This window comes from Dyadobacter sp. CY345 (genome assembly GCF_021502725.1).
Taxonomy (GTDB): Bacteria; Bacteroidota; Bacteroidia; order Cytophagales; family Spirosomataceae; genus Dyadobacter.
In genome coordinates, this window is sequence record NZ_JAKFFS010000001.1 from 539,693 (window position 1) to 562,977 (window position 23,285).

Sequence of the window (23,285 nt, forward strand, 5' to 3'; positions counted from 1 at the left end):
AAATGGAAAAACTCGAAAGTCAGGTTGCGGATCGTTTGACAAGATATTACATCGTCGCGCTGACTTTGGTCGCCGTGCTGACAGTCAGCGGACTTTTTTTAGTCAGAAGGACGATCAATAACTTAAATCATGACAGTCGGGTAGTTAATGTGGCCGGTCGCCAGCGCATGTTAAGTCAGCGTTTGACAAAGCTTGCTATTTTACAAACCGAAAAAATTCCAACAAAGGATTCTGTCAAAATCGACTCACTGCTTCATGTCTGGAAAGTAAGCCACGAACAATTGCTTCGCGGACGGATCAAGATGGAAAGTGAATTTGTGGTTTTGAAAAGCGATTCGATCAAAAAAATGTATAAAGATCTGGAACCGGTTTTTCAGACAATGTATAAGAATTTTCTGATTATCGACAGTCAGATAGTTTCGGAAGAGGAAAAGAAAATGGCACTTCAAACGATTCTTTCAACCGAGCCAATATTTCTCAGTCAAATGGAAGCTATTGTTTTTCAGTTTGATAAAGAAAGTTATGGAAGGATCAGGATTTTGGAGCAGATAGAATGGATTCTTGATGTGCTCACTTTACTGGTCCTTCTGGCAGAAGGTATTTTGATTTTCAGGCCCGTTGTAAACACCACACGACGGGTCGTTCGTTTGCTGGCAGCATCGGAAGATGCTGTGCGCGTGGCAAATAAAAAACTGAAAGTAGTTAATAGTCAGCTTATTCGGGCACAGGACGATCTGGTAAGAAGCGAAGAAGAAAAGTATCAGCTGCAACTGGCGGAAGACCGGGTTAGAGCAGCGGCAATAATCGAAGGGCAGGAAGAAGAACGAAAACGTTTCGCACTGGAATTGCACGACGGTATCGGACAAATGCTGACCGGACTGAAACTCCAGGCCGAAAAACTCAAACAAATGCAGTTTGATGATGAGAAACAAAGGCTTCGTTTTGACAAACTTGTAACGTTGATCCAGGATACAATTCACACAACCCGCCAGGTTTCTTTCAATCTTATGCCTTCCGTTTTGAGTGATTTTGGTTTGAGTGCAGCGTTGAATCTGCTTTGCGCGCAAACCTCGGAATTGTCAGGAATAAAAATAAAATATGAGGGTATAAAGGATCGTATCGCACTGGCCCGACCTATGGAAATCGGACTGTATAGAATCGCCCAGGAAGCTTTGAATAACGCGGTTAAACATGCTGAATCGGACAATATAAAGATAAAATTAGAACAAAAAGAGAATCAGATAGTTTTGGAGATTGAGGATGATGGGAAAGGATTTTTAATTAGTAATTTGAAAAATAAAAACGGATCTTTTTTGACACAAAACGGAATTGAAAATATCCGAACGCGTACGCAATTGCTCAACGGTAAAATGGAAATTATATCAAAAGTGGACTCCGGAACCAAACTGGTAATTAATCTTCATGTGTAAATCATAATCCTGGCGAGATGGCAATACGTATACTGGTTGTTGATGATCATTCGGTTGTAAGACAAGGTATTATCACTTTGTTGGAGGACGAGGAAGATATTTTGATAGTCGGCGAGGCATCCGACGGCGATGAAGTGCTGGATAGTGTGGAGGCTTTAAGTCCTGATGTCATTCTGCTGGATCTTACGATGCCCAGAATGTCGGGAATTGAAGCCATCAAAGCACTAGTTCCAGTTTATCCGGAAGTAAAAGTTCTTGTATTCAGTATGCATAACAATCCTGATTACATCTTATCAGCTGTGAAAAGTGGGGCTGCCGGCTACTTGTTAAAAGATACAGGACGTGAAGAAATTCTTAAAGCGGTTCGCAGTGTGGCGGCCGGTGAATTGTATTATCCTCCCAATGCCTCCTCCATCATTATCCGAAATCTTATCACTTCACAAAGAGAACCGGTGGAAGAACCTGAAAATAAACCAATGACCGGTGGGAATTCGGTCTGGAACAAAATGACGCCCCGTGAGCAGCAAATTTTACAATGTCTGACAGAAGGCATGAGCAGTAAAGATATTGCCGAGCATTTTGCAATCAGTTCAAACACTGTGGCGAATCAGCGCGCTAGTATTATGCGGAAGGCGAATGTTAAAAATACCGCTGAATTAATTGGAATGGCTTTGAGAGACCGCCAAAAGGTATAAGTCACTTAAATAAATTAAATATACAGTTATTGTAAATATTTATTTTTTTTACTAAATTTAAGTGTTGCCACCCCTACATATGCTGAATTTGTGTAAGTAAGTCCTTTATTTCGTACAAATTTGGTATTTTGATCGATAAGAAAAATTTTATTGGTCAAAATTATATTATCGGTTTAAAGATACTCCGCCGAAAAATTTCTCGTTTATTATTTTGTTTAGTTGTATAATTGGATTCATTAAAGTCAAGACCTATTTAATAAAGAACTTTACTTTCATTCACGTATGAGGATTTTTTATCGGATCAATGGCTTCCGGCCATTCTTTGCGTTCTTATTAAGTACTTTTTTTTGTGCAGTTTTTACCATCATCTCAACGCAGGTCTCAGCTGCAAATATTGAAGTACGTGGGGTAGTGAAGAGTAAATCCGGCGAACTCCTTATCGGTGCTACGATTCGGGTTAAGGGCGTGGCAAAAGGCACTGTAAGTAACGAACGAGGCGAATTTGTGCTGCCAGATGTCAACGAAACCGCTACGCTGGTCGTGACCATGATCGGTTTTCTTCCGGCAGAAGTACCGGCTGCCAGATCTGTCAGCATAGAGCTTTCCGAAGATGCAGTAGGCCTTCAGGATGTCGTTATCACAGGTTTTCAGCAAATTGACAAAGATAAGTTTACCGGTTCTGCCGTAACTTTAAAAACCGAAGATATTCGTATCGACGGATTGCCGGACGTGAGCCGTATGCTTGAAGGACGTGCTGCCGGGGTTTCTATCCAAAATGTTTCAGGAACATTCGGTGCTGCGCCGAAAATCCGTATCCGTGGCGCCACTTCTCTTAATGGTGATAATAAGCCACTTTGGGTTGTTGACGGAGTTGTTTTAGAAGACATTGTCAATATTTCCAACGATCAGCTATCCAGCGGTGACCCTACAACTTTGCTTGGTTCTGCTGTTGCGGGACTTAACCCAAATGATATCGAATCTTTTGATATCCTGAAAGACGCCGCAGCCGCAGCGTTGTACGGTGCGCGTGCAATGAACGGCGTAATTGTGATCACCACGAAAAAGGGAAAGTCAGGGAAACCTGTTATCAGTTATTCAGGAAATTTCAGTACCCAGCTGAAACCTTCTTACCGGAATTTTAATATTATGAATTCTGCTGAACAGATGTCTGTTTTAGGCGAGTTGGAAAGAAAAGGATATCTGAATTCCAATGTTCTGGATAATCCTGATTATGGAGTTTATGGCAAATATTATAGTTTATTAAACGCAACGGACGACGGTTCTTTTGGTATACCTAATACGCCGCAGGCAAAAAAAGATTTCCTGCTGCGTTATGCAGGTGCCAATACGGACTGGTTTGATGTATTATTCAAAAATAATTTTGTGCAGGAACATTCGCTGAGTGTCTCCTTCGGAACAGATAAATCCCAATCCTATTTTTCTACAAGTTTTCTGAATGACAACGGCTGGACTGTCGTTGATAAGGTGAAACGTTACACGCTTAATTTCAGGAATACCTACAATTTGTCTGACAAACTTACCCTCGGTTTTTCAACGTTGTCGTCGGTCCGTAATCAGCGCGCCCCGGGCTCTCTGACCCGCCAGGCCAATCCGGTTGATGGAACTTATGGCCGAGATTTTGATATTAACCCTTTCAGTTATGCACTAAATACCAGCCGGACGCTTACCGCTTTCGACGAGAATGGCAACCGCGAGTTTTTTAGAAGAAACTTTGCACCATTCAACATACTTTCAGAACTTGAAAATAATTACATAGATCTGGATCTGGTTGATATCCGCTTACAGGCCGATCTGGGTTACAAAATTACGCCTCATATTTCATACGATTTTGTTGGTGCCCTCAGGTATATTAAGACTGGCCAGGAACATCAGATCACCGAGAATTCCAACATGGCCAACGCTTACCGCGCGGCGGGAAATTCTACCATCGCGCTTAAAAATAAATTTTTATACAGAGACCCGGACGATCCTGATGCATATCCGGTGGTCGTTTTGCCAAGAGGTGGTTTTTATAACCGCAATGAGGATGAAATGAGTTTTTACAACGTAAGAAATAATCTGCGTTACAACAAAACTTTTTCAGAAAGACATGCCATTAATGCGCTGGTTGGTCAGGAAATTAAATTTACAAATAGACAAAACGCGAACAATACCGGTTACGGGTATCAATATGACCAGGGCGGAACTCCATTCGTTGATTACCGTATTTTAAAACAAACCATTGAAAGTAATTTTCAGTACTTTGAAATGGAAAAAACGTTCGACCGTTTCGCCGCATTTTATGCGAGTTTAGGTTATACGCTGGATGAAAAATACAACTTCACTGCTTATGCGCGCTATGACGGTTCCAATCGTTTCGGTAAATCTGCCATTGGTCGCTGGTTGCCGACGTGGACAGTAGCCGGTTCGTGGAACCTTGACCGAGAAGAATTTATCAAAAATCTGACATGGGTCAGTTATGCAAAACTTCGGGGAAGTTACGGTCTGACTGCCAGTACCGGCCCTGCAACCAATTCGGCAGTTTTGCTTAAAAGTTTAGTTACAAATCGCCCTTACACGGATGAAAAGGAATCTGCGATCGACCTGGCTTCTCTGGCCAATCTTGAACTTACCTGGGAGAAATTATATAGTGGAAATATCGGTCTGGATCTTGGACTTTTAGGAAATCGATTCAACATTACGGCCGACGTTTATTTGCGAAATAGTTTTGATTTGATTGACAGAATTAAAACTTCCGGCATCGGTGGGCAGACTTATAAAATTGCCAATTATGCGGATATGCAGTCAAAGGGAATTGACCTTTCACTTGAAGCTGTGATTTCTAAAACAAAGGACTGGTCTTGGCGGTCGCGTTTTACAGCGGGGTATGCGCATACAAAAATCACCAGTGTAGATAACCTTCCAACCATTTTTGATATGGTGAAAGCAGAGGGGGCTAATATTCAGGGTTATCCAGTCAGAGGTTTGTTCTCTGTGGATTATCGCGGTCTGAACCCTACAACAGGCGTTCCAACGTTTTTGAATGAAGAAGGAGAAGTTAGCTCAGATGTATATCTTCAGGATTTAAATACAGCTAATTTAAAATATGAAGGACCTGTGGATCCTCCGCTCACAGGAGGTTTGAATAATACTTTCACCTATCGTGAATTTACCTTGAACGTATTTTTAACAGGACAAGCTGGAAATAAAATCCGGCTTAACCCGCTTTACAAAGGGACAGATAACTCTCGCCCATCTTTCAGTGATCTTGATGCCTCTCCGAAAGAATTTAACGACCGATGGGAAATGCCGGGAGATGAAAAAATTACCAATATTCCATCCATTCCTGACATTTTACAGAATCAGTATCTTGCTGGTATTTATCCTTACACAACCTACAATTATTCCAGTCAGCGTGTTGCGAGCGGGAATTTCGTTCGGTTAAAATCTGTGTCGCTTGCTTACCGTTTCCCTTTGACAACAATTCAGAGATTGGGTATGACAGCGGCTTCTATCCAGATTTCGACGATCAATCCGTGGCTTATTTATGCCGATAAAAAGCTGAAAGGGCAGGATCCTGAATTTTTCAATACCGGCGGTGTGGCGCAGCCTATTCAAAAGCAGTTTACGGTAGCGCTTAAATTTACTTTATAACAGATGATCAGATATGAAAACGAAATATATAAATCGAATTTTCTTATTGACACCGTTGCTGGCCTTGCTTGGTTGTAATGATTTTTTATCAACGGAACCAGACAGCACCCGCGCCACGCTTAAAACCCCTGAACAGGTTTCTCAATTACTGACCACAGCTTATCCACAGGGCGGTTATTTAGCTTTCAGTGAAGCCATGAGCGACAATTCTGATGATAAAGGAGTAGGAGAGGACGACCGGGTCAATCGTGGTTCTTATCTTTTTGAGGTAGTTGATGCGCCGGTAGATATTCCGGATTCCCCTGACATGTATTGGGCGAAAGCTTACAAAGCTATTGCAGCGGCAAATCTTGCGTTGCAGGTAATCAGTGAAGCACCCGATCCATCGATTTTTTCAGCGCAAAAGGGAGAAGCGTTGGTTGCAAGAGCCTATGCGCATTTTATGCTTGTGAGCTTTTTTTCGAAATTTTATGATCCTGAAACAGCTTCAACCGATCCGGGAATACCTTATGTGACTGTTCCGGAAGATGTGGTAATCAAGCAATATGAAAGAAGAACGGTTGCCTACGTTTATGAAATGATTGAGAAGGATTTGGTAGAGGGACTGCCCTTGATCAAAGATTTCTCCTACACAGTTCCTAAATACCATTTTAATATTGCCGCAGCCAATGCTTTTGCTTCGCGTTTTTATTTGGTAAAACGTGATTATGCCAAGACGCTTTCTTATGCAAACAGTGTTTATCCATCGGGAGATATTGCTGCAAATTTAAGGCCTTGGAATACTGATTATTTGTCATTAACGCCCGATGGGTTATTTAATCGATACTCGCGAGCGAGCGAACCTGCGAATTTACTACTTGTAGAAACCAGCTCAGTATATGGTCGTTACGTGGCCCAATATCGTTATGGCTTAACTAATGCGAAGTGGAATGAGATCAGCCAGGTCTCTGGATTGACCGGAACTAATGCCAGCTGGGCATATCCAGTATATACGCAGGGAGAAGGCAATTTATTGATTCCAAAATTCACTGAATATTTTGTTAAACAATCGGTCAACGCCGAAATCGGTGATCCTTATGTGATGGTGCCTTTGTTTACAGCCGAGGAAGTTTTGTTCAATCGTGCTGAGGCTAACTTGTATCTGGGAAATGGTACTGCCGCATTGGCAGATATCAATTTATTTATGAGCAAACGTTTGAGAAATTATGATGCCGGTACTCAGGCCGTGACACTTCAAAAAATCCGTAGTTATTATGGTTTGAGTAATTCAACACAGAACAATTCTCTTGGATTGTTAATCTCTATTGCTGATTTACGCCGAATCGAATTTACGCAGGAAGGTATGCGTTGGTTTGATATGCTTCGTTATGGAATTGGTGTTACACATGCAACCCGCAACGGACAGGTGATTACGGTAGATATCGACGATCCTAAAAGATTGCTGCAATTGCCACAGTCGGTTGTTCAGTCGGGTATACAGTTAAATCCAAGATAGATATTTATCAAAATGTTCAAATTCCCCAGGGCTTTTGAACTTGATCTAAATTGAAGAAAAATGAAGATAAAAATAACATTTAGTCCTTTTCTTGCAGCGCTTGCATTGACCTTGCTGTTAGGTTCATGCAAAGAAGATAAGCTTGAAAATGTGGAAGAGATTTCCGGCTTAGGAGGTGAGGTAATCCCGCCAACTGCGATTGATAAATACATCACCGATAGCCTGACAACACCGTATAACATCATTATGAAATACAGGTGGGATCAGTTCGAATTCGGAGATGTCACCAAAACACTCGTTCCTCCAAAAGAGGAGCAGATAGTTCCGGTTACAAGGGCCGTCTTGAATACCTGGATCAAGCCTTATATTGCCCAGGCGGGGAGCGTATTTTTTAATAAATACTCGCCAAAAACATTTATCATGTCAGGCAGCGTACAATACTTGTCAGATGGATCGGTGGTTTTGGGACAGGCGGAAGGAGGAAGGAAAATTGTTTTGTTTGACGTGAATAATTTCCGGGTAAGAGGAATGAGCGGTTATATAGCAGCGCGGGATTCTGCCAATGTAAAACAATCAACCCATACTCTACAGCACGAGTTCGCGCACATTCTACATCAAACGATCCTGTATCCGGTTGAATTTAAGGAGATCGGCAGAGGTTTGTATCAGGGCCAAAACTGGATCAATGTCTCTGATGCTGAGGCGCGCCGGGACGGCTTTATTACGTCCTATGCAAGTTCGGCTTTTGATGAAGATTTTGTAGAGACTGTTGCGACAATGCTTGTTGAAGGCAGGTCCGGATGGGATAAAATGATCAATTCTATTCCGGCCGGTTTTAGTGTGAATGGAACAAGCCAGGCAGATGCTCAGGCAAAATTGAGGCGTAAGGAAGCTCTCGTTGTAAATTATTACAAAACGGCGTGGAATATTGACTTTTATGAATTACAAAAGAAAACCCGTGCTGCTCTGATTCCGTTGTTATAATCACTGTTCGTTCAAAGAAAATCACGATGAAAAATAAATATCTTTCCTATCTGTTATTGGTTTTCATTGCAGGGCTTTGGTCTTGCAGTGATGATAATGATGTTTTTGAACAGACGGCAGACCAGCGCATTAATGAAACAGTTACGGCGTATCAGCAGGAATTAGTAGCAGCGCAATATGGCTGGAAGGCTATCATTTATCCGGCTGGCGGAGGCGTATATAGTTTTTATTTCAAATTCAATGATCAGAACCGGGTAGTGATGTATTCCGATTTCGCCTCCGAATCTGCGGTTACGTCCAAGGAAAGCAGTTACAGGCTCAAAGCGATGCAAACACCTTCGCTGATATTTGACACCTATTCATATCTGCATGTATTGGCCGATCCGGACGGTGATGTGAATGGCGGATTGGATGGCGATGGATTAAGGTCCGATTATGAATTTTCGTTTAATACTGATTCCTTAAATACCGAAAATATAACTTTAACAGGGACAAAGAACCAGAGTAAGCTAATTCTGATAAAAGCGACGCAGGAAGAAGCTGCGGCTTACGGAAACGGCGGTTTGGCGAAAAGCCTTCTATTTTCCAATATTTCGAAGTATTTAACCTACTTCAAACGTGTAACCATCGGTGGCGTTGTTTATGAAATTGCAGTGAATCAGTCGGCGAGGACTGTTACTTTGAACTGGCTTGTCGGAACTACTGTCAATTCATTTACTACCGATTACTATTACAGTTCGACAGGCGTTTCCTTTATCACCCCATTTGTGAACGGTTCACAAACCATTACAGGATTTACGGACCTTACCTGGGATGAGTCAAGGTTATCTCTCGGAATGACTGCCGCCGGGAGTAAAGTAACGGTTGTTGAAGCCGCAAAACCTCTAAAAGTGGATGTTGCAGCGGCAAGGAGATGGTACCAGGCTGCTGCCGATGAGGGTGGATATTGGTTTTCTTGGGATGGTTTTCACGTGAATGGCGTGGACGATGCGTTTAAAGTCAATACCCTGAATTATAATGGAACATCTCCGTATTACTACTATTTTTACTGGCCTCAATTTGGCTCCGGTTACGATGCTTATGGACCAGCGTTTGTAACCGATAATGCGCTTTCACTTTATTATGCAGATGCTCCGAGGACACCGACTTTCGCAACGGACGGAAGGATAATTTTTGTATCCAGCGGTTTATTGGGTGAAGCCTATCCCACAAGCGGACCTGCGGTGGATTCAAAAAATTATCTGTATGATACGAACGGCTTTTACATTATTCAATTGTCTGATAATGCTTACGATATGGTAAGTGCAAAAGATGGTAAAGGTTGGGTTAGCTGGATCAAGTAGTTTTTATTCTTTACATAAAACAGAAAAGATCTTTTGGACTCCAAAAGATCTTTTCTGTTTTATGTGACTTTTTAATGAATTTAGAGTATACAAGGTAATTCTGGTACAATAAATCCCGCTATCATGACAATACGAAATAATCTTGTCTTCTATGGATTGATCTTTCTCCCACTTGCGGCGATGATCACAGCTGCAAAATTTGGCTTTATCACTTCGAATATCTTCGGAGTGTATCTCGCAGTTTATGTATTTCTTTATCATCCCTATATAAGCGGTCTGAGACTTATTTATTTGGATAAACTGACGAGGACGGATTTTTGGAAGATGTTTATTCCGTTTTGGGGAACAAGGTATTTTAAAGTCCTATTTTTGGATTTTTAATGGGTTGAAATTTTAATAAAACGATTCCGACCATAAAAATCTGGCAGTATATGAATTCTGTAAACAAGTTCTTTCAGTATTTAATTTTTACTTCAATTATTATTAAAACGGTGATAGGCTTTTGCGATATTGATAAGGGAATAAATAATTTAATAAATTTCTATTACCGTTTTTGGCTTATCGGGCTCGGGATATCTTTTATAATATGGAATATCTATTTGTGGAAGGTTAAAAAGTAAATAATTTGAAAATCATCTTTTTCCTACCAATATTTTCCATTCTTCCTCGCAAACCAAAATCCCCGCCAGAAAATAATTCCATGATTCCAAAGTGCCGGCACTAATCCAAAGTGTTTCCGAAGTACTGAGAATCGATTGAAAAGTGATTTTTTGTGATTTTGAATGGATAATCCACCCATCAAATACCGGCAAAGGACAAAGTCGAGATATTGCGTTTTCTTAGAATTTTTGAGGCATGAAATTTCCCAGTCAATGTCGGCGCTGAGATTGGTATAATCATATTGCGGGGCAATTTCCTTTTTTGCTATAAAGGATTGGTGACAAACTTTCATCCCCAGTGCAAAATCTTTCCATGTCAGATTTTTGGGTAAATCGTGAGGTGTAAATTTACTTCTCAATCCGACTTCGCTGCCATCTTCACGGACCAGCAAAGCATCGCTGTAATAAATGTCAGCGTTATTTTGAAAAGCAGCAATTAGCTGGCCTAAAATATTTTCATCCTGAACTTCATCACCAGCATTTAAAAACCATAAATATTTGCCTCTCGCGAGATTTAAGCCCTTATTCATTGCATCATAAAGGCCGCGGTCTGGCTCAGAAATCACTTTTGAAATGAAGTCAAACTGACTGGCAATATTTAAAGTTTTGTCTTTTGATCCGCCATCAATGATCAGGTATTCAACCACGGTTTTATCCGCCAGTTTTGCCAGTGCTTTTTCAGCACTTTTGAGCGTTCTGGGCAGGTAGCGTTCCGCGTTGTATGTAATGGTGACGATTGTGAGTAAAGGCATTCGTTTATATTTTTGAATGAGGTCTGAATCATTCGTCTTTTATGATTTCCCAGTAACCACCTTTATCTGGCCCGATCCGGTTTATTATTTTTTGTTCTTTTAATTTTTGTATTTGCCATTCAATACCTCGTCTGCTTAATCCGGTAATTTGTTGAATCGCTTTTGTGGTGATGCGGGAATCGGATTGAATCAAATTAAGAATGATTTCATCGGTTTTCTCCACAGTTTTCTCCACAGTTTGTGTAGAAACAAAAACTCGAAAACCGTGTTGAAAATTTTCAAAAACGGGAGCTTCCAGGCCATAACTCAGAAAAGCGTTTTGAATTCTTTTAATACCTGAACCATATTTTTCAATAACACCTGCTTCTTTAAAAATCGAAGATACCTTTTTATTTCTTGCCTGCGAAGTGTAATCGCCACTGAGTAATTGTTCAATGGAAATTGACTGTGGTAATGGACCTGGATTAAAAAACTCAATATAATTGTCAAAAACTTTAACAGATGAATCACCATAATGCATATAGTCCCGGTGAACGATCATGTTGATAATGATCTCGCGAATTGCATTCAAAGGATATTCCCAACGTTCCTCCCGTTGAGGATTTCCGGTAATGATATATTCTTTATTGATATGTTTTTTAATAAAAGTCAGGACGTCTTCAATCTGAGAAAATAAATCGATTCTGAGTGTTAAGCCGTCTTTTATAAGTGTCGGGGCAGAAAGTCTTCCCAACTCAATAGTCGCTAAGAACACATCATTTTGCGCAAATAATAAATGACAGGCGTTGACAATTTTTGATTCTTTGATCAGTTCAAACTTATACAGAACAGTAAGAGGATCATCCTGCAACGGGCTTTCTTTAAGTAAGTTTGATTTGTCAATAAAAGAGCTTACTTTTTCCAGCGAAATATCGTCCAGTTTATAATCGTTCGTTGCATAACTATCCCAACTCGTATTGAAAGTTTTGAGATGCATATCCGAAATCTCCCCCAAATTTAATTGATGATTGGAATTCTGGACGCGTTTGAAATAACTCCCGCGAAAAGAGACTGTTTTAACAGGAAATTCTTTAATCGAAAGTACGACAAATTCATTTCCATCTATTTCAACTGTTTCAGAATCCGGAATGACAGACGGCTGGGTTTTGTGTTTTATTTCATTGAGCCATTGCTGAACAGTTTCTTCCCGGATCACAAAATTCTTGACGGGTAAACCGTTGTCGTTCAGGCCAGTGAAAATTTGTCCGCCCTTGGTATTGGCAAAGGCTACCAACGTTTCAATTACAGTGTCACTGAAACTGCTTTTATATTCGGTATTTGAGTTTTCAGGCATAGGTAAAAGATATGAAAACTGCATTATCACTTGTTCTTCAACAGTGATTTGTACAGTGTTTCATATTGAGACGCGACAATATTTTCCGCGTAACTTTCCATAACCTTTTCCCGCGCTTTTTGTGAAATCTCGCCATTAGTATTATTCTCTAAAACCCAACGAATTCCCGACGCCAGTGATTCAACAGATTTATATTCAGAAAGATATCCATTGTGTTGATGATCAATCATTTCAGGAATCCCACCTACACTGAAACCAACAGCAGGCGTTCCGCAGGCAAAGGATTCCATAATCGTATTCGGTAAATTTTCTTCCAAGGAAGGCGTAACAAAAACAGAAGCGGCATTGTAAGACAAAACGATCTGTTTTACATCGGACAAATGTCCAAGTTTATGTATCTTAAATGGTAATTGATTTAATACATCATCTTCCGCCTGACCGAAAACTAAAAGCTCAATATTTTCTGAAAAATCAGGGTGTTTGACTTTCAAAAGATTTAAAGCTTCCTGAAAATATGAAAAACCTTTCATTGGCGCATTGACACGCATAGCCGCGAAAAGGATCAAATGTTTATCAGTATGCAAATTTAATTGCTGCCTTGCATCTGTTTTTGATATGGGAGAAAATACGGTGATGTCAATCGGATTGGGGATCGATTCAATTTTAAATCCATTGAGCAAACTGCTGTTTCTGGCTCTTTTTGATAACCACTGACTACAACCAACAGCAGTAAACTGATTTGGCTGATAAGCTGATTTTTTAGAAAGCCAGTCTTTCCTTGAAATATCATTTCCACCCGGATTTTTCAAAAACTTACAGTTTCCGCATTCAATCTGATAGTTTTCGCATTCACCACTATGATGACAGCCACCCGTAAATGGCCACATATCATGGAAAGTCCAGACGACTGGTTTTCCAAGAGCTAATAATTTTCTAATTGAACCAGTTGACAGGAAGCCAAAGTTAACCCAATGTAAATGAATGATATCTGCATTTTGAACAAGCGGATGATCGCTAATGTCAACGCCAACAATGCCCCGATTAAAAAGAAAACGAATTTCTTTGGACCGCTCGTAGGGTAAAAATAAAAGACGTTCAGCGATAAATCTCGCCCAGACAAATTGTTTTTTTAAAGAAGTATTGGCGATCGTTGTAACAGCCGGATTTTCTGTTTTTTTTTCCTGAACCAGAATATCGCCCTTGACAGACGAATGTTTTTCCAACGCCTTTTGAAGTCGGGAACAGGCAATGGCCGCGCCGCCGCTACTGTCGCTGGTATTGATGAAAACTACGTTCATGCACGGGCTGTAATGACGATGTAAGGTGACAAGGCCTTTGTTTCAAAAGGGAAAAATTTGGAAAAAACTTTCAGTATAAACCACGTCGATTTGCGGAAAACACGAACCCAGGCAGGCTGTTTACCCTCGTTTTCAAGCCAAAGCATGAAACGGCCTGAATAATAAACTTCGACATCCTTTAATCCCAGATTTTGACAAATATTCCGAAGATAGACAAGATCCATACTTTCGATGTAATGTTTGTCGTAATTATCGCGGTCAAATGTCTTCTGAAACCAACCGTTTAATCCTTTGAAATTTGGTAATGAAATAAAAAGGATACCGTTTTCGGAAAGGAACTGAGTATGTTTTTGGATAATTTCCGTAGTGTTTTGGAAATGTTCAATCAGGCCGTTTGACATAACCAAATCATATTTTCCAACGGGAGTATAATTGAATAAATCCGCTTCTATCGTCCCGACAGAGCCTTCCTGAATTTGATTGGCTTTTTCAAGATCATGCAGAATTTTCGGATGTATCACAAAATCCAGCAGATCCGTTTTTATTTTTATATTCTTAAACGCCCAAACAGAATAGTAACCAGGAAATCCACCGATTTCAAGCAGGTTTCTGACCCGATTCGTTGTTATCAGTTTTTTCAAAAGAGACAGGAACGGATAATTATCGGGGATGCTAAAAACGAGTCCGGTTTTACTTTCCCAATAGTTCAACCAAAATTCTTTATCCGTCAGGCCATTCATATATTTTAAAAACAGATTATACTTATTCGCAACTTTGCAGAAAGATCAAAGTTACAATTTCATAATTAAGATGTCTTTAAAAATATGACCGAAATAGATTTCTTCAATCTTGAGGTCACAGTTTGTGATCTCAAGATTTATTCATGGCTATTTTTAAATCCTATAGCTTTGCGTTCAGGATTAGGCGGATTTAATAGGAAATTCAATGCTTCATAAATGTCTTTAAATTTCACCTGCATCTCATTTTCCAGGTTTTCAATTCGCTGTTTCAATTCTGTTGAATCCGAATAATATTGCCTGATCATGACAAAGGCTCGCATAATGGTGATGTTTACTTGAAGTGCTTTCTTACTTTTCAGTATGGTTGAAAGCATTGCAACACCTTGCTCTGTAAATGCAAAAGGTAAATATTTGCTGTGTTCTCCTTTACCATTCTCTAAGGTCACAAATTGTGACCTTAGAGAATTATATTCCGCTCTTGTAACTTCGAACATAAAGTCGTCGGGAAATCTATCTCTATTTCTACGGACAGCTTATTTTAAAACTTTCGTTTCAACTTCATACATTTCAGCCAAATCGAAATCCAGCATAACTTTCTGTCCACGAAGCGTGAACACTTTATTTTGTATAGCGATCAGTTCCATAGATTCAGTGTTTGGATTATATTGAATACTGAAAATTGGTTATTAAGTCGCAGCTATTCCCCCATTCTCTAAGATCACAAATTGTGACCTTAGAGAATTTCGGTTCTGCTCATAATTTCACGAACCAAACTTCATAGATTTCCCCAAAATTTCCTGATCATAATTAATATGGCTAGTTTTATGTCCTCGTTTTAAATTTTACCAGAATGTTGTCAGAAATTGCTGCAAGTAAAATTGCAATTATTGGTCTTGGTTATGTTGGTCTGCCGTTGGCGGTGGAATTCAGCCGGAAATATTCAGTGCTTGGTTTTGATATCAATAAGGAACGTGTTGCTGAATTGAAACGCGGATATGACCGAACGCAGGAGATTTCTTCGGAAGATTTACAACGTGTTCAGGATCTGCAATTTTCTGATGAGTTATCTGCATTGGCGACTTGCAATATATTTATCGTGACGGTTCCGACGCCCATTGATAACTACAAAAAGCCAGATCTCGGCCCACTTTTGAAAGCCAGTGATACCGTTGGTAAAGTGTTAAAAAAAGGTGATATCGTCATTTACGAATCCACAGTTTATCCGGGTTGTACAGAAGAAGATTGCGTACCGGTTCTGGAAAAAGTAAGTGGATTGACATTCAATGTTGATTTCTTCTGCGGATATTCTCCAGAACGTATCAATCCGGGCGATAAGGTGAATACACTAACCAAAATCAAAAAAGTTACTTCGGGTTCAACACCGGAAATCGGTGAATTCGTCAATACTTTATACGGAACCATTATCACAGCCGGAACGCATTTGGCATCAAGCATTAAAGTTGCAGAAGCTTCAAAAGCCATCGAAAATGCTCAGCGAGATGTGAATATCTCTTTTGTGAATGAACTCGCGTTGATCTTTGACCGGATGGGAATTGATACTACGGAAGTTCTGGAAGCTGCCGGAACAAAGTGGAATTTCCTGAAATATAAACCCGGTTTGGTAGGCGGACATTGTATTGGTGTTGATCCTTATTATCTGGCTTACAAAGCTGAATCTTTGGGTTATTATCCACAGGTAATTCTTTCCGGACGCCGTGTAAATGATACGATGGGTGTTTTTGTCGCCAACAAACTGGTCAAACTTTTGATCAAAAAAGGACATAAAATTGAAGGCAGCCGTGTTTTGATTTTGGGAATAACATTTAAAGAAAACTGCCCGGATATCAGAAATACGCGTGTTGTCGATGTTTATAAAGAATTAAAAGATTTTGGTATGGAGGTTGATGTGTATGATTCCTGGGCGTCTGCGGAAGAGGTCAAACATGAATATGATATCGCACTTTCAGAAAAGCCAACAGGGAAATATGAAGCGGTTGTACTGGCCGTTGCCCACGATACTTTCAAAGAATTAAATCTCGCAGATTTTACAAATACTAATTCAGTGCTTTTTGATCTGAAATCAACTTTGCCAAAAGATTCGGTTGATTCAAGACTATAATTTAATCCATAACCGGAATCAATTTTGAAGTGATTCCGGTTATTTTGCTTCTCCAATAATTTCAAATTTCCGTCTTTGGCGTTAGCTCAATTGCATTTAAGTAAGCGAAACATTTCTTCCCCTCTTAAAATTGTCTGCGAATGTGTACTTTTGCAGGAATTACCACAAGATTTCTGACGCATGCGTGTTTGTTTTGTTATGGCGGGGTTGCCGCATTATTTTGCCTTGATATTGAATAAAATGGTTTCCGACTACGGAATCGAAGTTATTCTCGTCAAACCAACTCAACAAAGCAAAGCACTAGGTGCCGGCGTGAAGGAAGATAAGTCTGCGGCAAACTTTCAGTTGGTAGAACTTCCCGAGTTTACAACCTGGTATGGAAAGTCATTTTTTGAAAATCTTATCCCGACTTTGCAGGAGATAAAACCGGACATTATCGTGATGTCGTCCTGGCCTTATTTTCTTCAATTGGTACTGAATCCCCCTTTTTATTTCAAACTTAAAAAAATCGGTGCAAAATTAATTTGCCGGGATATTCCGTTTAATACTGCGTATTGGGGGAAAAGTCAGGAGTATTATTATTCAGGTCAAAACATTACCGAAGATCTGGACGCAAATAAAAAGAACTGGAAGGGTGCACTTTATTTCCGGGCTATTACCTGGCTACGAAAATTATATCTTCCGCTGGCCGACGCGCATATCAATTATTATGATGAAGGCCGCGATATCATCGGAAGTTATGGCGTGCCCAAAGAGAAAATATTTATTGCTGCAAATTCTCCGGATACAGATGAATTGCTGGCGGCTTACGAAGAAGTTTTAAGGCAACCTGAAATTTTGCCTGCGAATCCGCATCGTGTTATCCACGTAGGAAGGTTGGTAAAATGGAAGCGCGTCGATATGCTGATCCAGTCGGTTAAAGATCTGAAACGGTTTTTCCCGGATATTGAACTGGTGGTTGTAGGTTTCGGTCCGGAAGAAGAAAATCTTAAAAAGTTGGCTGAAAAACTTGGTGTTTCTGACAATGTAAAATTTGTCGGTGGCGTATATGACGCACTCACGCTGGGTAAATATCTGCATGTTTCGTCAATCTATATGTTAGGCGGAATGGGTGGATTATCCATCAATGATGCCATGTGTTTTGCCAAACCGGTTATCTGTTCGGTTGCGGATGGAACGGAAAGACGTTTGGTGAGAGAAGGATACAATGGTTTTTATTTTGAAAATGGAAATCAGGAAAGTCTGAACCTGAAAATGAAAACGTTGCTTCAGGATCCCGAAAAAATCAGCACCTTTGGTGCAAATTCGTTACGCATAATAAAAGAAGAAATCAATATACACAGTGTGCTGAAAGAATATATGGTTGCTTTCAATTATGTATTGGCGCACTGATCTGTTTAAATTCTGGTTGATTAAAAAATGAAAATCCTGAGTATTGTTGGTGCCCGTCCGAACTTCATGAAAGTGGCTCCGTTGCACCGTGCTTTTTTACAACATCCTGAAATCGAGTCAAAAATCATTCATACCGGTCAGCATTACGATGCCCGTATGTCGGATGTGTTTTTTAATCAGCTGGAATTACCGAAACCGGATTATTTCTTGGGTATCGGTGGCGGTTCGCATACGCAGCAAACGGCCAGGATCATGATCGAGTTTGAGCAGGTAATGCTGGCCGAAAAACCGGATGTTGTGTTAGTTGTTGGTGATGTTAATTCAACAATTGCCTGTGCGATGGTAGCTGTAAAAGAGCATATTCCTGTTGTTCACGTGGAAGCAGGTTTGAGAAGCGGCGACCGTGGAATGCCGGAAGAAATTAACCGGATTATGACGGATTGCATCGCTGACGATCTTTTTGTTACAGAACAGGCAGGTATTGACAACCTCAAAAGAGAAAGCATTCCCAATGAAAAAGTACATTTTGTCGGCAATGTGATGATCGATTCTTTGGTATACTATCGCCAGAAAGCTTTGACTTTGACGCTTGTGCAAGATCTTGGTTTGGAGCCAAAATCTTATGTTTTGATGACAATGCACCGTCCAAGCAATGTGGATTTTCAGGAAGGACTAACCAATATTTTAACAATCATCAAAGAAACTTCAAAAAGTAAAACCGTACTTTTCCCCGTTCATCCTAGAACGCTGAAAAATATGGAAACCTGGGGTTTGCTGGATGAATTGCAAAGTCTTGAAAATGTGATTTTGATGGAACCGCAGGGTTATCTTGAATTTTTACATTTGATGGAAAATGCTGCTTTGATTATCACGGATTCAGGTGGAATTCAGGAAGAAACTACTTATCTGCAAGTGCCTTGTCTGACTTTCCGGGCAAGTACAGAACGCCCGGTAACCGTGGAATTGGGAACTAACATTTTATTAAGTGATCTGGACCCGGTTTCGGTTTCTGAAAAAGTGCAGGATATCCTGGCAGGAAGAGTGAAAGAGGGCGTAATTCCTCCATTCTGGGATGGACATGCCGCTGAACGTATCGCTGAAATATTGATACAAAAATACGCTAAATAGACTTTCAGAGTGGGAATCGTTGTTCGTCAAAGTCTTAAAGCTGGTCTTGGATCGTACATTGGGGTAGGGATTGGTATCGTCAATCAGATGTATGTTTCTACGAAATTTCTTTCCGTAGAGCAGCTTGGACTTTCCCGTTTGCTTTTAGAAAACAGTTTACTTTTTGCGGCTTTTGCTCATTTGGGAACTCCGTTTATTGCCGACAAATTTTTCAGCCTTTTCCGCGACGACGAAGAAGGACATAACGGGATTCTACCATTTTTGCTTTTTCTTCCTTTCATTGGTGGGATTATTTTCGGAATATTTTACCTGATTTTCACACCGGCGATTCATGCATATTTTGCGGAGAATTCGCCGATGCTTTTGAAGTACCATTTTCTGGTAATCCCATTAACGACATTCTGGATTTATATCACAGTTCTGGAAGCCTATTGCCGGAATAATTCAAGGATAGCCGTCCCTAACTTTATTCGGGAAGTTTATCTTAAAATCGCCAATGTACTGCTAATTCTAATGTTTGGTTTTGGCTGGCTGAGTTTTGAAGTGATGCTCTACTTATACGTCGCTTCGTATGGCTTGGCGATTATCATTCTCTTTGGTTATATCAAACAAATCGGGAAACTATACTGGCGTCGTCCAAATAGGAAAATATTGACCAAAAAGCTGGTTCGCCAGATGCTTGGATATGGAAGTTTTACACTTTTAGGTGGACTTGGCGTTAGTCTAATGCTTTTCATCGACAGAACAATGGTTGCTGGTGAAAAAGGTCTGATCAGTGCCGGAATTTTTATCATTGCAACGTATCTGGCTGGAATTATTGAAATTCCGAGAAAAGCGATTGCACAGATTTCTATACCATTAATTTCTGCTGCACTCGTGCAGGGAGATTATGCGCACGTTCGCACGATGAATCAGAAATCAGCATTAAATCAGCTCATTGCTGGCGGTGTGGTATTTTTACTGATCTGGTCAAATATTGATGATATTTTCTTCCTGATACCAAAAGGAGCGACCTATGGAACGGGCAAATATGTGGTCCTTTTTCTTTCTTTAGTCAAGGTTTTTGATATTGCCACGGGCTTGAATACGGAGATAATCATGTATTCGAAGTTTTTCAAATTTTCAACATTATTCATCATTGTATCCGCTGTTATCGGACTTCTGCTGAATATCTGGCTAATACCAATTTATGGAATTCTTGGCGCAGCGATTGCTACTGCTTTGACCACTTTTGTTTATTCAATGGCGCGGATGACCTTTGTTTGGCACAAATTTGGCGTGCTGCCATTTACCAACAAAACGATTCAGGTAGCAATCATTCTTGTTATACTGTACGGTTTGACCTTACTGACGCCGGAGTATCATAAAACCATTCTGTCATCCATGTTCATGATGGCTCTGCGTTCTTCCATTATTCTTTTGCTTTTTATTGTTCTTATTGTCCGATTTAAAATTTCAGAAGAAATAAACGATCTCGTAACCGGTTTGCAGAAAAGGTTTTTGAAATAATTTCTAAATCAAATCATCCCCCAATTTGATTTTTCTTGACGTCTTGATACGATTTTCAACGAAAGCCAGATCACGGATATAAATCGTGTTTTCCGGGTTCGTAGCGGTTATTTTAGTCAGTTTTCTTTCAACAGGGAAATAATTATAAGGTACGAAGCCGAGGCTCAAAAGTTTGTCGTGAATGTAATTCTGGCCGAATTCATATTGATCGGAAAGTCCGTTGGTTTCCATGATAATGATTTTCAGCTCAGGTCTTTCCAGCGTTTTTAAGGCTCCGTTGATGACATTGGCTTCAAAACCTTCCACATCGATTTTTAGTAAATTGATGTTTTTATCAAACAGTAAATTATCCAGCGAATTCACAGGAACTTCCGTAACCGGACCGCCAAAAGTATTATCGTTGATTACATGATTAATAGCATCCAGGGAATTTGAAAAAATCAGTGTTTCTTCTTTATCCCCAACGCCCAGATTATAAAGCTCAGATCTGTCTTGCAGATTATTGTAATTAATATTGCGTTTCAAGTTTGCAAACGTGGATGGAATCGGTTCAAACGACAAAGATTTTGCGCCGGTTATCCCTGATGCCAGAACAGAATAAACACCGATATTGGCTCCCACATCCACAAATGTATCTTCCGGACGCAGGTAATGCATCACAAAAAGCATTTCATTGGTGTCGTATAAGCCAGTGTAAATTTGCAGTTCCGCGCTCGACATTCCCTTATCAACAACCAGCGAAACATGCTCGACAAACGGATAAATCATGGGATGTTTGTGCAGGCGAATGACCAGGCCTCTTTTGAAGAGTGTCATCAATGCTTTTACCTTTCTGTCTTTGTTTAAAGGGTGGCCCAGAACCGTCTTTATCGTTTTTAATTTCATTCTAAAACTGAGGGATTTTGAAATTATTCCCGCTATCAATGCAAATATTAAAATTGAGTGCTAATGTAGTATATTTGCAGCCCCTGTGCAAAATAGAGGTTTCGTAGCAAAGCCGTAAATCTTAATATTTCAGGGTAATAATTGTTATAAATATCTTTCGGAATAAGCGGATACATGGTTAAGTTTTTAAAAAAGCAAAGTTGGGGACTTCTAAATTCAGTTGGTTTTGGCGGAGCCGTTCAGCTATATTTAAAAAGTGCGTTGAAAGAATATGGTTGGTTCAGAAGTTTTCACTCCAAACAATCCGTTGACGCTGCCGGAAATCCGCTTCCCTGGTATACTTATTCATTTATCTTTTTCCTTGAACCAAGAATTAAACCGCATTTTGAAGTTTTCGAGTATGGCTCGGGAAACTCAACACGCTGGTATGGAGCCCGTGTAAAACATATCGCTGCCGTTGAACATGATGCGCAGTGGATCGAGATGATCAAACCAAAACTTCCTGCAAATTCCATCGTTTATTCCCGTCCGCAAGGTGATAGTTATGTAGAAGCGGTTAAAAATGAAGGCAAAAAATACAATATTATCGTTGTTGATGGTCGTAACCGTGTAAAATGTACTGCATTCGCTGCGCAGTATTTAACAGAAGATGGAGTCTTGATTCTGGATAATTCGGAACGTGACTGGTACCAGCCAGCGAAAGATTTTATGACCAATAAAGGTTATAAAAGTATTGATTTCCGTGGAATGCTTCCGATCGTTGGACACGAAAGCTGCTCGACTGTTTTCTATAAGGATGGCAATTGCTTGGGGATTTAATTGTTGAGAACCATGTTATAAGTTATTTTCAACGATTCCTTTCCGCCCATATTTTTCTTAAAACGGATTAACTCCGGCTTTTCATCTCCATGGTTATCTACTGAAATCCCTTGATCCAGTATTGTTATCTGTTCCTTCTGGCAATAATTATAAAGTTCTTCATATAACATCACACCCGGACTGAAACTTCTGTATGACATGAGGTCAGCCATAAGGAAAATATACAATACGCTGCGATTAATCCGAACTGCAACACTTACGGCAACTAGCCGACGCTGATCTCGAACAGTGAATAGTAAAAATTCATTTGGGAATTTTGTAAATAACGTAAGCAAATGACTCTCTGAAATAGATAACGGATAGTTCTTCTCATTAAAAGAATTTTGAATAAAGTTATACAGAGTTACGTGAGGAACATTTTCTTCCTTCATAGCAAAAAATCCCGCTTTTTTGCACTTATTAAGTCTTCGCGATTCCTGCCCTGAAATTGTTTGCGGAAAAAGAGAAGGGCCAACTTCGATGTGTAAATTTCGCTGCATTTTAAAATGCCCGAAACCGGCTGTTATATAAATTTTATTCAAACGCTCGTGAAGCTTTGTATTGTAACACGATGGCCAGTTTGTAATGGTAATGAACTTCTGGTCCTCAACCATTGCCGTGTTTATGACGCATGACAGCAAAAAGTAAAGCGCTTCGTCAGGACAATTTTCATGGCAGTTTATTCCGCCAAAAGATGCCCGGATCGGTGATAAAAATTCGGGCTTATCAGTTCTTTTAAAAAAATGAATTACAGCAAGAATTTCAGGCGTGTCCTTTCGATATAGATGAAAAGAGAATGCCTCTTCCCCTTGCGTTTCAAGATGCCTGGAAGTGTTAAACAGATCAGGCTGAAAAGTATAAAACTCATCAACCGGTAGTTGGGGTAAATAGCGTTTGACCTCAAACAGACCTTCTATCCAGGTATAATACAGGTTTTTCAATTTGAAGTGTGGGTAAGTAATCGTAACAATTTAACTTATCTGACATTGATTTTCACTTACCATTAGATAA

The 23,285-nt window shown here is 40.0% G+C and carries 18 protein-coding genes and 1 pseudogene; 12 read left to right on the forward strand and 7 right to left on the reverse strand.

Annotation, left to right across the window (positions count from 1 at the left end):
* The first annotated feature begins 2 nt into the window (after positions 1-2).
* From L0657_RS02380 to L0657_RS02410, 7 genes are all read left to right on the forward strand, one after another.
* Positions 3-1,430, forward strand: a complete 1,428-nt coding sequence (locus L0657_RS02380; RefSeq protein WP_235148793.1) for an ATP-binding protein — start codon at positions 3-5, stop codon at positions 1,428-1,430.
* A gap of 17 nt (positions 1,431-1,447) precedes the next feature.
* Positions 1,448-2,125 (forward strand): response regulator transcription factor, encoded by a 678-nt coding sequence (locus L0657_RS02385; RefSeq protein WP_235148794.1) that lies wholly within the window; start codon positions 1,448-1,450, stop codon positions 2,123-2,125.
* A gap of 282 nt (positions 2,126-2,407) precedes the next feature.
* Positions 2,408-5,779 (forward strand): SusC/RagA family TonB-linked outer membrane protein, encoded by a 3,372-nt coding sequence (locus L0657_RS02390; protein ID WP_235148795.1) that lies wholly within the window; start codon positions 2,408-2,410, stop codon positions 5,777-5,779.
* Between the two features lie 13 nt (positions 5,780-5,792).
* Positions 5,793-7,274: a RagB/SusD family nutrient uptake outer membrane protein gene (locus L0657_RS02395; protein ID WP_235148796.1), complete on the forward strand. Its 1,482-nt coding sequence runs from the start codon at positions 5,793-5,795 to the stop codon at positions 7,272-7,274.
* A 60-nt stretch (positions 7,275-7,334) separates the two neighbouring features.
* Positions 7,335-8,258 carry a putative zinc-binding metallopeptidase gene (locus tag L0657_RS02400; RefSeq protein WP_235148797.1) on the forward strand — a complete coding sequence of 308 codons (924 nt, stop codon included), beginning with the start codon at positions 7,335-7,337 and terminating at the stop codon, positions 8,256-8,258.
* Between the two features lie 26 nt (positions 8,259-8,284).
* A complete protein-coding gene (locus L0657_RS02405) occupies positions 8,285-9,601 on the forward strand; it encodes a DUF4302 domain-containing protein (RefSeq protein WP_235148798.1) in 1,317 nt (438 codons plus the stop codon).
* A gap of 123 nt (positions 9,602-9,724) precedes the next feature.
* A complete protein-coding gene (locus L0657_RS02410; RefSeq protein WP_235148799.1) occupies positions 9,725-9,982 on the forward strand; it encodes a hypothetical protein in 258 nt (85 codons plus the stop codon).
* A 262-nt stretch (positions 9,983-10,244) separates the two neighbouring features.
* Here L0657_RS02410 and L0657_RS02415 read toward each other — a convergent pair whose 3' ends face one another.
* The 5 genes and pseudogenes from L0657_RS02415 to L0657_RS02435 form a co-directional block, all read right to left on the reverse strand.
* Complete coding sequence (locus L0657_RS02415; protein WP_235148800.1) at positions 10,245-11,012, reverse strand: glycosyltransferase; 768 nt, start codon at positions 11,010-11,012, stop codon at positions 10,245-10,247.
* A gap of 28 nt (positions 11,013-11,040) precedes the next feature.
* Complete coding sequence (locus tag L0657_RS02420; RefSeq protein WP_235148801.1) at positions 11,041-12,345, reverse strand: RNA-binding domain-containing protein; 1,305 nt, start codon at positions 12,343-12,345, stop codon at positions 11,041-11,043.
* 26 nt (positions 12,346-12,371) lie between these two features.
* On the reverse strand, positions 12,372-13,643 hold the full coding sequence (locus L0657_RS02425) for a glycosyltransferase family 4 protein (protein ID WP_235148802.1): 1,272 nt from the start codon (positions 13,641-13,643) through the stop codon (positions 12,372-12,374).
* Entirely contained in the window at positions 13,640-14,383 is a 744-nt protein-coding gene (locus tag L0657_RS02430) for a methyltransferase domain-containing protein (protein WP_235148803.1), read from the reverse strand. Before L0657_RS02430 ends, L0657_RS02425 begins: the two co-directional genes overlap by 4 nt.
* Before the next feature lie 137 nt (positions 14,384-14,520).
* Positions 14,521-15,027: pseudogene (locus L0657_RS02435) on the reverse strand (ORF6N domain-containing protein).
* Positions 15,028-15,233: 206 nt separating this feature from the next.
* Here L0657_RS02435 and L0657_RS02440 point away from each other — a divergent pair.
* The 4 genes from L0657_RS02440 to L0657_RS28005 all read left to right on the forward strand — a co-directional run bounded on the left by L0657_RS02440 (position 15,234) and on the right by L0657_RS28005 (position 20,531).
* The gene (locus tag L0657_RS02440) at positions 15,234-16,502 is read left to right on the forward strand and encodes a nucleotide sugar dehydrogenase (RefSeq protein WP_235148804.1); all 1,269 of its coding nucleotides are present in this window, start codon (positions 15,234-15,236) and stop codon (positions 16,500-16,502) included.
* Positions 16,503-16,682: 180 nt separating this feature from the next.
* The gene (locus L0657_RS02445) at positions 16,683-17,894 is read left to right on the forward strand and encodes a glycosyltransferase family 4 protein (protein WP_235148805.1); all 1,212 of its coding nucleotides are present in this window, start codon (positions 16,683-16,685) and stop codon (positions 17,892-17,894) included.
* Between the two features lie 27 nt (positions 17,895-17,921).
* Positions 17,922-19,022, forward strand: a complete 1,101-nt coding sequence (wecB, locus tag L0657_RS02450; protein ID WP_235148806.1) for a non-hydrolyzing UDP-N-acetylglucosamine 2-epimerase — start codon at positions 17,922-17,924, stop codon at positions 19,020-19,022.
* 9 nt (positions 19,023-19,031) lie between these two features.
* Positions 19,032-20,531, forward strand: a complete 1,500-nt coding sequence (locus tag L0657_RS28005; protein WP_235148807.1) for a lipopolysaccharide biosynthesis protein — start codon at positions 19,032-19,034, stop codon at positions 20,529-20,531.
* A gap of 3 nt (positions 20,532-20,534) precedes the next feature.
* On the opposite strand, the gene L0657_RS02460 is transcribed toward L0657_RS28005, so the two are convergent.
* Positions 20,535-21,416, reverse strand: coding sequence for an FkbM family methyltransferase (locus tag L0657_RS02460; RefSeq protein WP_235148808.1), 882 nt, complete (start codon positions 21,414-21,416; stop codon positions 20,535-20,537).
* Positions 21,417-21,590: 174 nt separating this feature from the next.
* Here L0657_RS02460 and L0657_RS02465 point away from each other — a divergent pair, with 174 nt between their 5' ends.
* Entirely contained in the window at positions 21,591-22,235 is a 645-nt protein-coding gene (locus L0657_RS02465; RefSeq protein ID WP_235148809.1) for an FkbM family methyltransferase, read from the forward strand.
* Here L0657_RS02465 and L0657_RS02470 read toward each other — a convergent pair.
* Positions 22,232-23,215, reverse strand: a complete 984-nt coding sequence (locus tag L0657_RS02470) for a GNAT family N-acetyltransferase (RefSeq protein WP_235148810.1) — start codon at positions 23,213-23,215, stop codon at positions 22,232-22,234. The genes L0657_RS02465 and L0657_RS02470 overlap by 4 nt on opposite strands.
* Between the last annotated feature and the right edge of the window lie 70 nt (positions 23,216-23,285).

What these genes read in the sequence shown, in the direction of transcription:
- L0657_RS02400 (WP_235148797.1), top strand. Translation starts at nt 7,335, where the DNA reads ATGAAGATAAAAATAACATTTAGTCCTTTTCTTGCAGCGCTTGCATTG.
- L0657_RS02430 (WP_235148803.1), bottom strand. Translation starts at nt 14,383, where the DNA reads ATGAATGGCCTGACGGATAAAGAATTTTGGTTGAACTATTGGGAAAGT.
- L0657_RS02465 (WP_235148809.1), top strand. Translation starts at nt 21,591, where the DNA reads ATGGTTAAGTTTTTAAAAAAGCAAAGTTGGGGACTTCTAAATTCAGTT.
- L0657_RS02390 (WP_235148795.1), top strand. Translation starts at nt 2,408, where the DNA reads ATGAGGATTTTTTATCGGATCAATGGCTTCCGGCCATTCTTTGCGTTC.
- L0657_RS02395 (WP_235148796.1), top strand. Translation starts at nt 5,793, where the DNA reads ATGAAAACGAAATATATAAATCGAATTTTCTTATTGACACCGTTGCTG.
- L0657_RS02440 (WP_235148804.1), top strand. Translation starts at nt 15,234, where the DNA reads ATGTTGTCAGAAATTGCTGCAAGTAAAATTGCAATTATTGGTCTTGGT.
- L0657_RS02415 (WP_235148800.1), bottom strand. Translation starts at nt 11,012, where the DNA reads ATGCCTTTACTCACAATCGTCACCATTACATACAACGCGGAACGCTAC.
- wecB (WP_235148806.1), top strand. Translation starts at nt 17,922, where the DNA reads ATGAAAATCCTGAGTATTGTTGGTGCCCGTCCGAACTTCATGAAAGTG.
- L0657_RS02405 (WP_235148798.1), top strand. Translation starts at nt 8,285, where the DNA reads ATGAAAAATAAATATCTTTCCTATCTGTTATTGGTTTTCATTGCAGGG.
- L0657_RS02410 (WP_235148799.1), top strand. Translation starts at nt 9,725, where the DNA reads ATGACAATACGAAATAATCTTGTCTTCTATGGATTGATCTTTCTCCCA.
- L0657_RS02420 (WP_235148801.1), bottom strand. Translation starts at nt 12,345, where the DNA reads ATGCCTGAAAACTCAAATACCGAATATAAAAGCAGTTTCAGTGACACT.
- L0657_RS02460 (WP_235148808.1), bottom strand. Translation starts at nt 21,416, where the DNA reads ATGAAATTAAAAACGATAAAGACGGTTCTGGGCCACCCTTTAAACAAA.
- L0657_RS02385 (WP_235148794.1), top strand. Translation starts at nt 1,448, where the DNA reads ATGGCAATACGTATACTGGTTGTTGATGATCATTCGGTTGTAAGACAA.
- L0657_RS02425 (WP_235148802.1), bottom strand. Translation starts at nt 13,643, where the DNA reads ATGAACGTAGTTTTCATCAATACCAGCGACAGTAGCGGCGGCGCGGCC.
- L0657_RS02445 (WP_235148805.1), top strand. Translation starts at nt 16,683, where the DNA reads ATGCGTGTTTGTTTTGTTATGGCGGGGTTGCCGCATTATTTTGCCTTG.
- L0657_RS02380 (WP_235148793.1), top strand. Translation starts at nt 3, where the DNA reads ATGGAAAAACTCGAAAGTCAGGTTGCGGATCGTTTGACAAGATATTAC.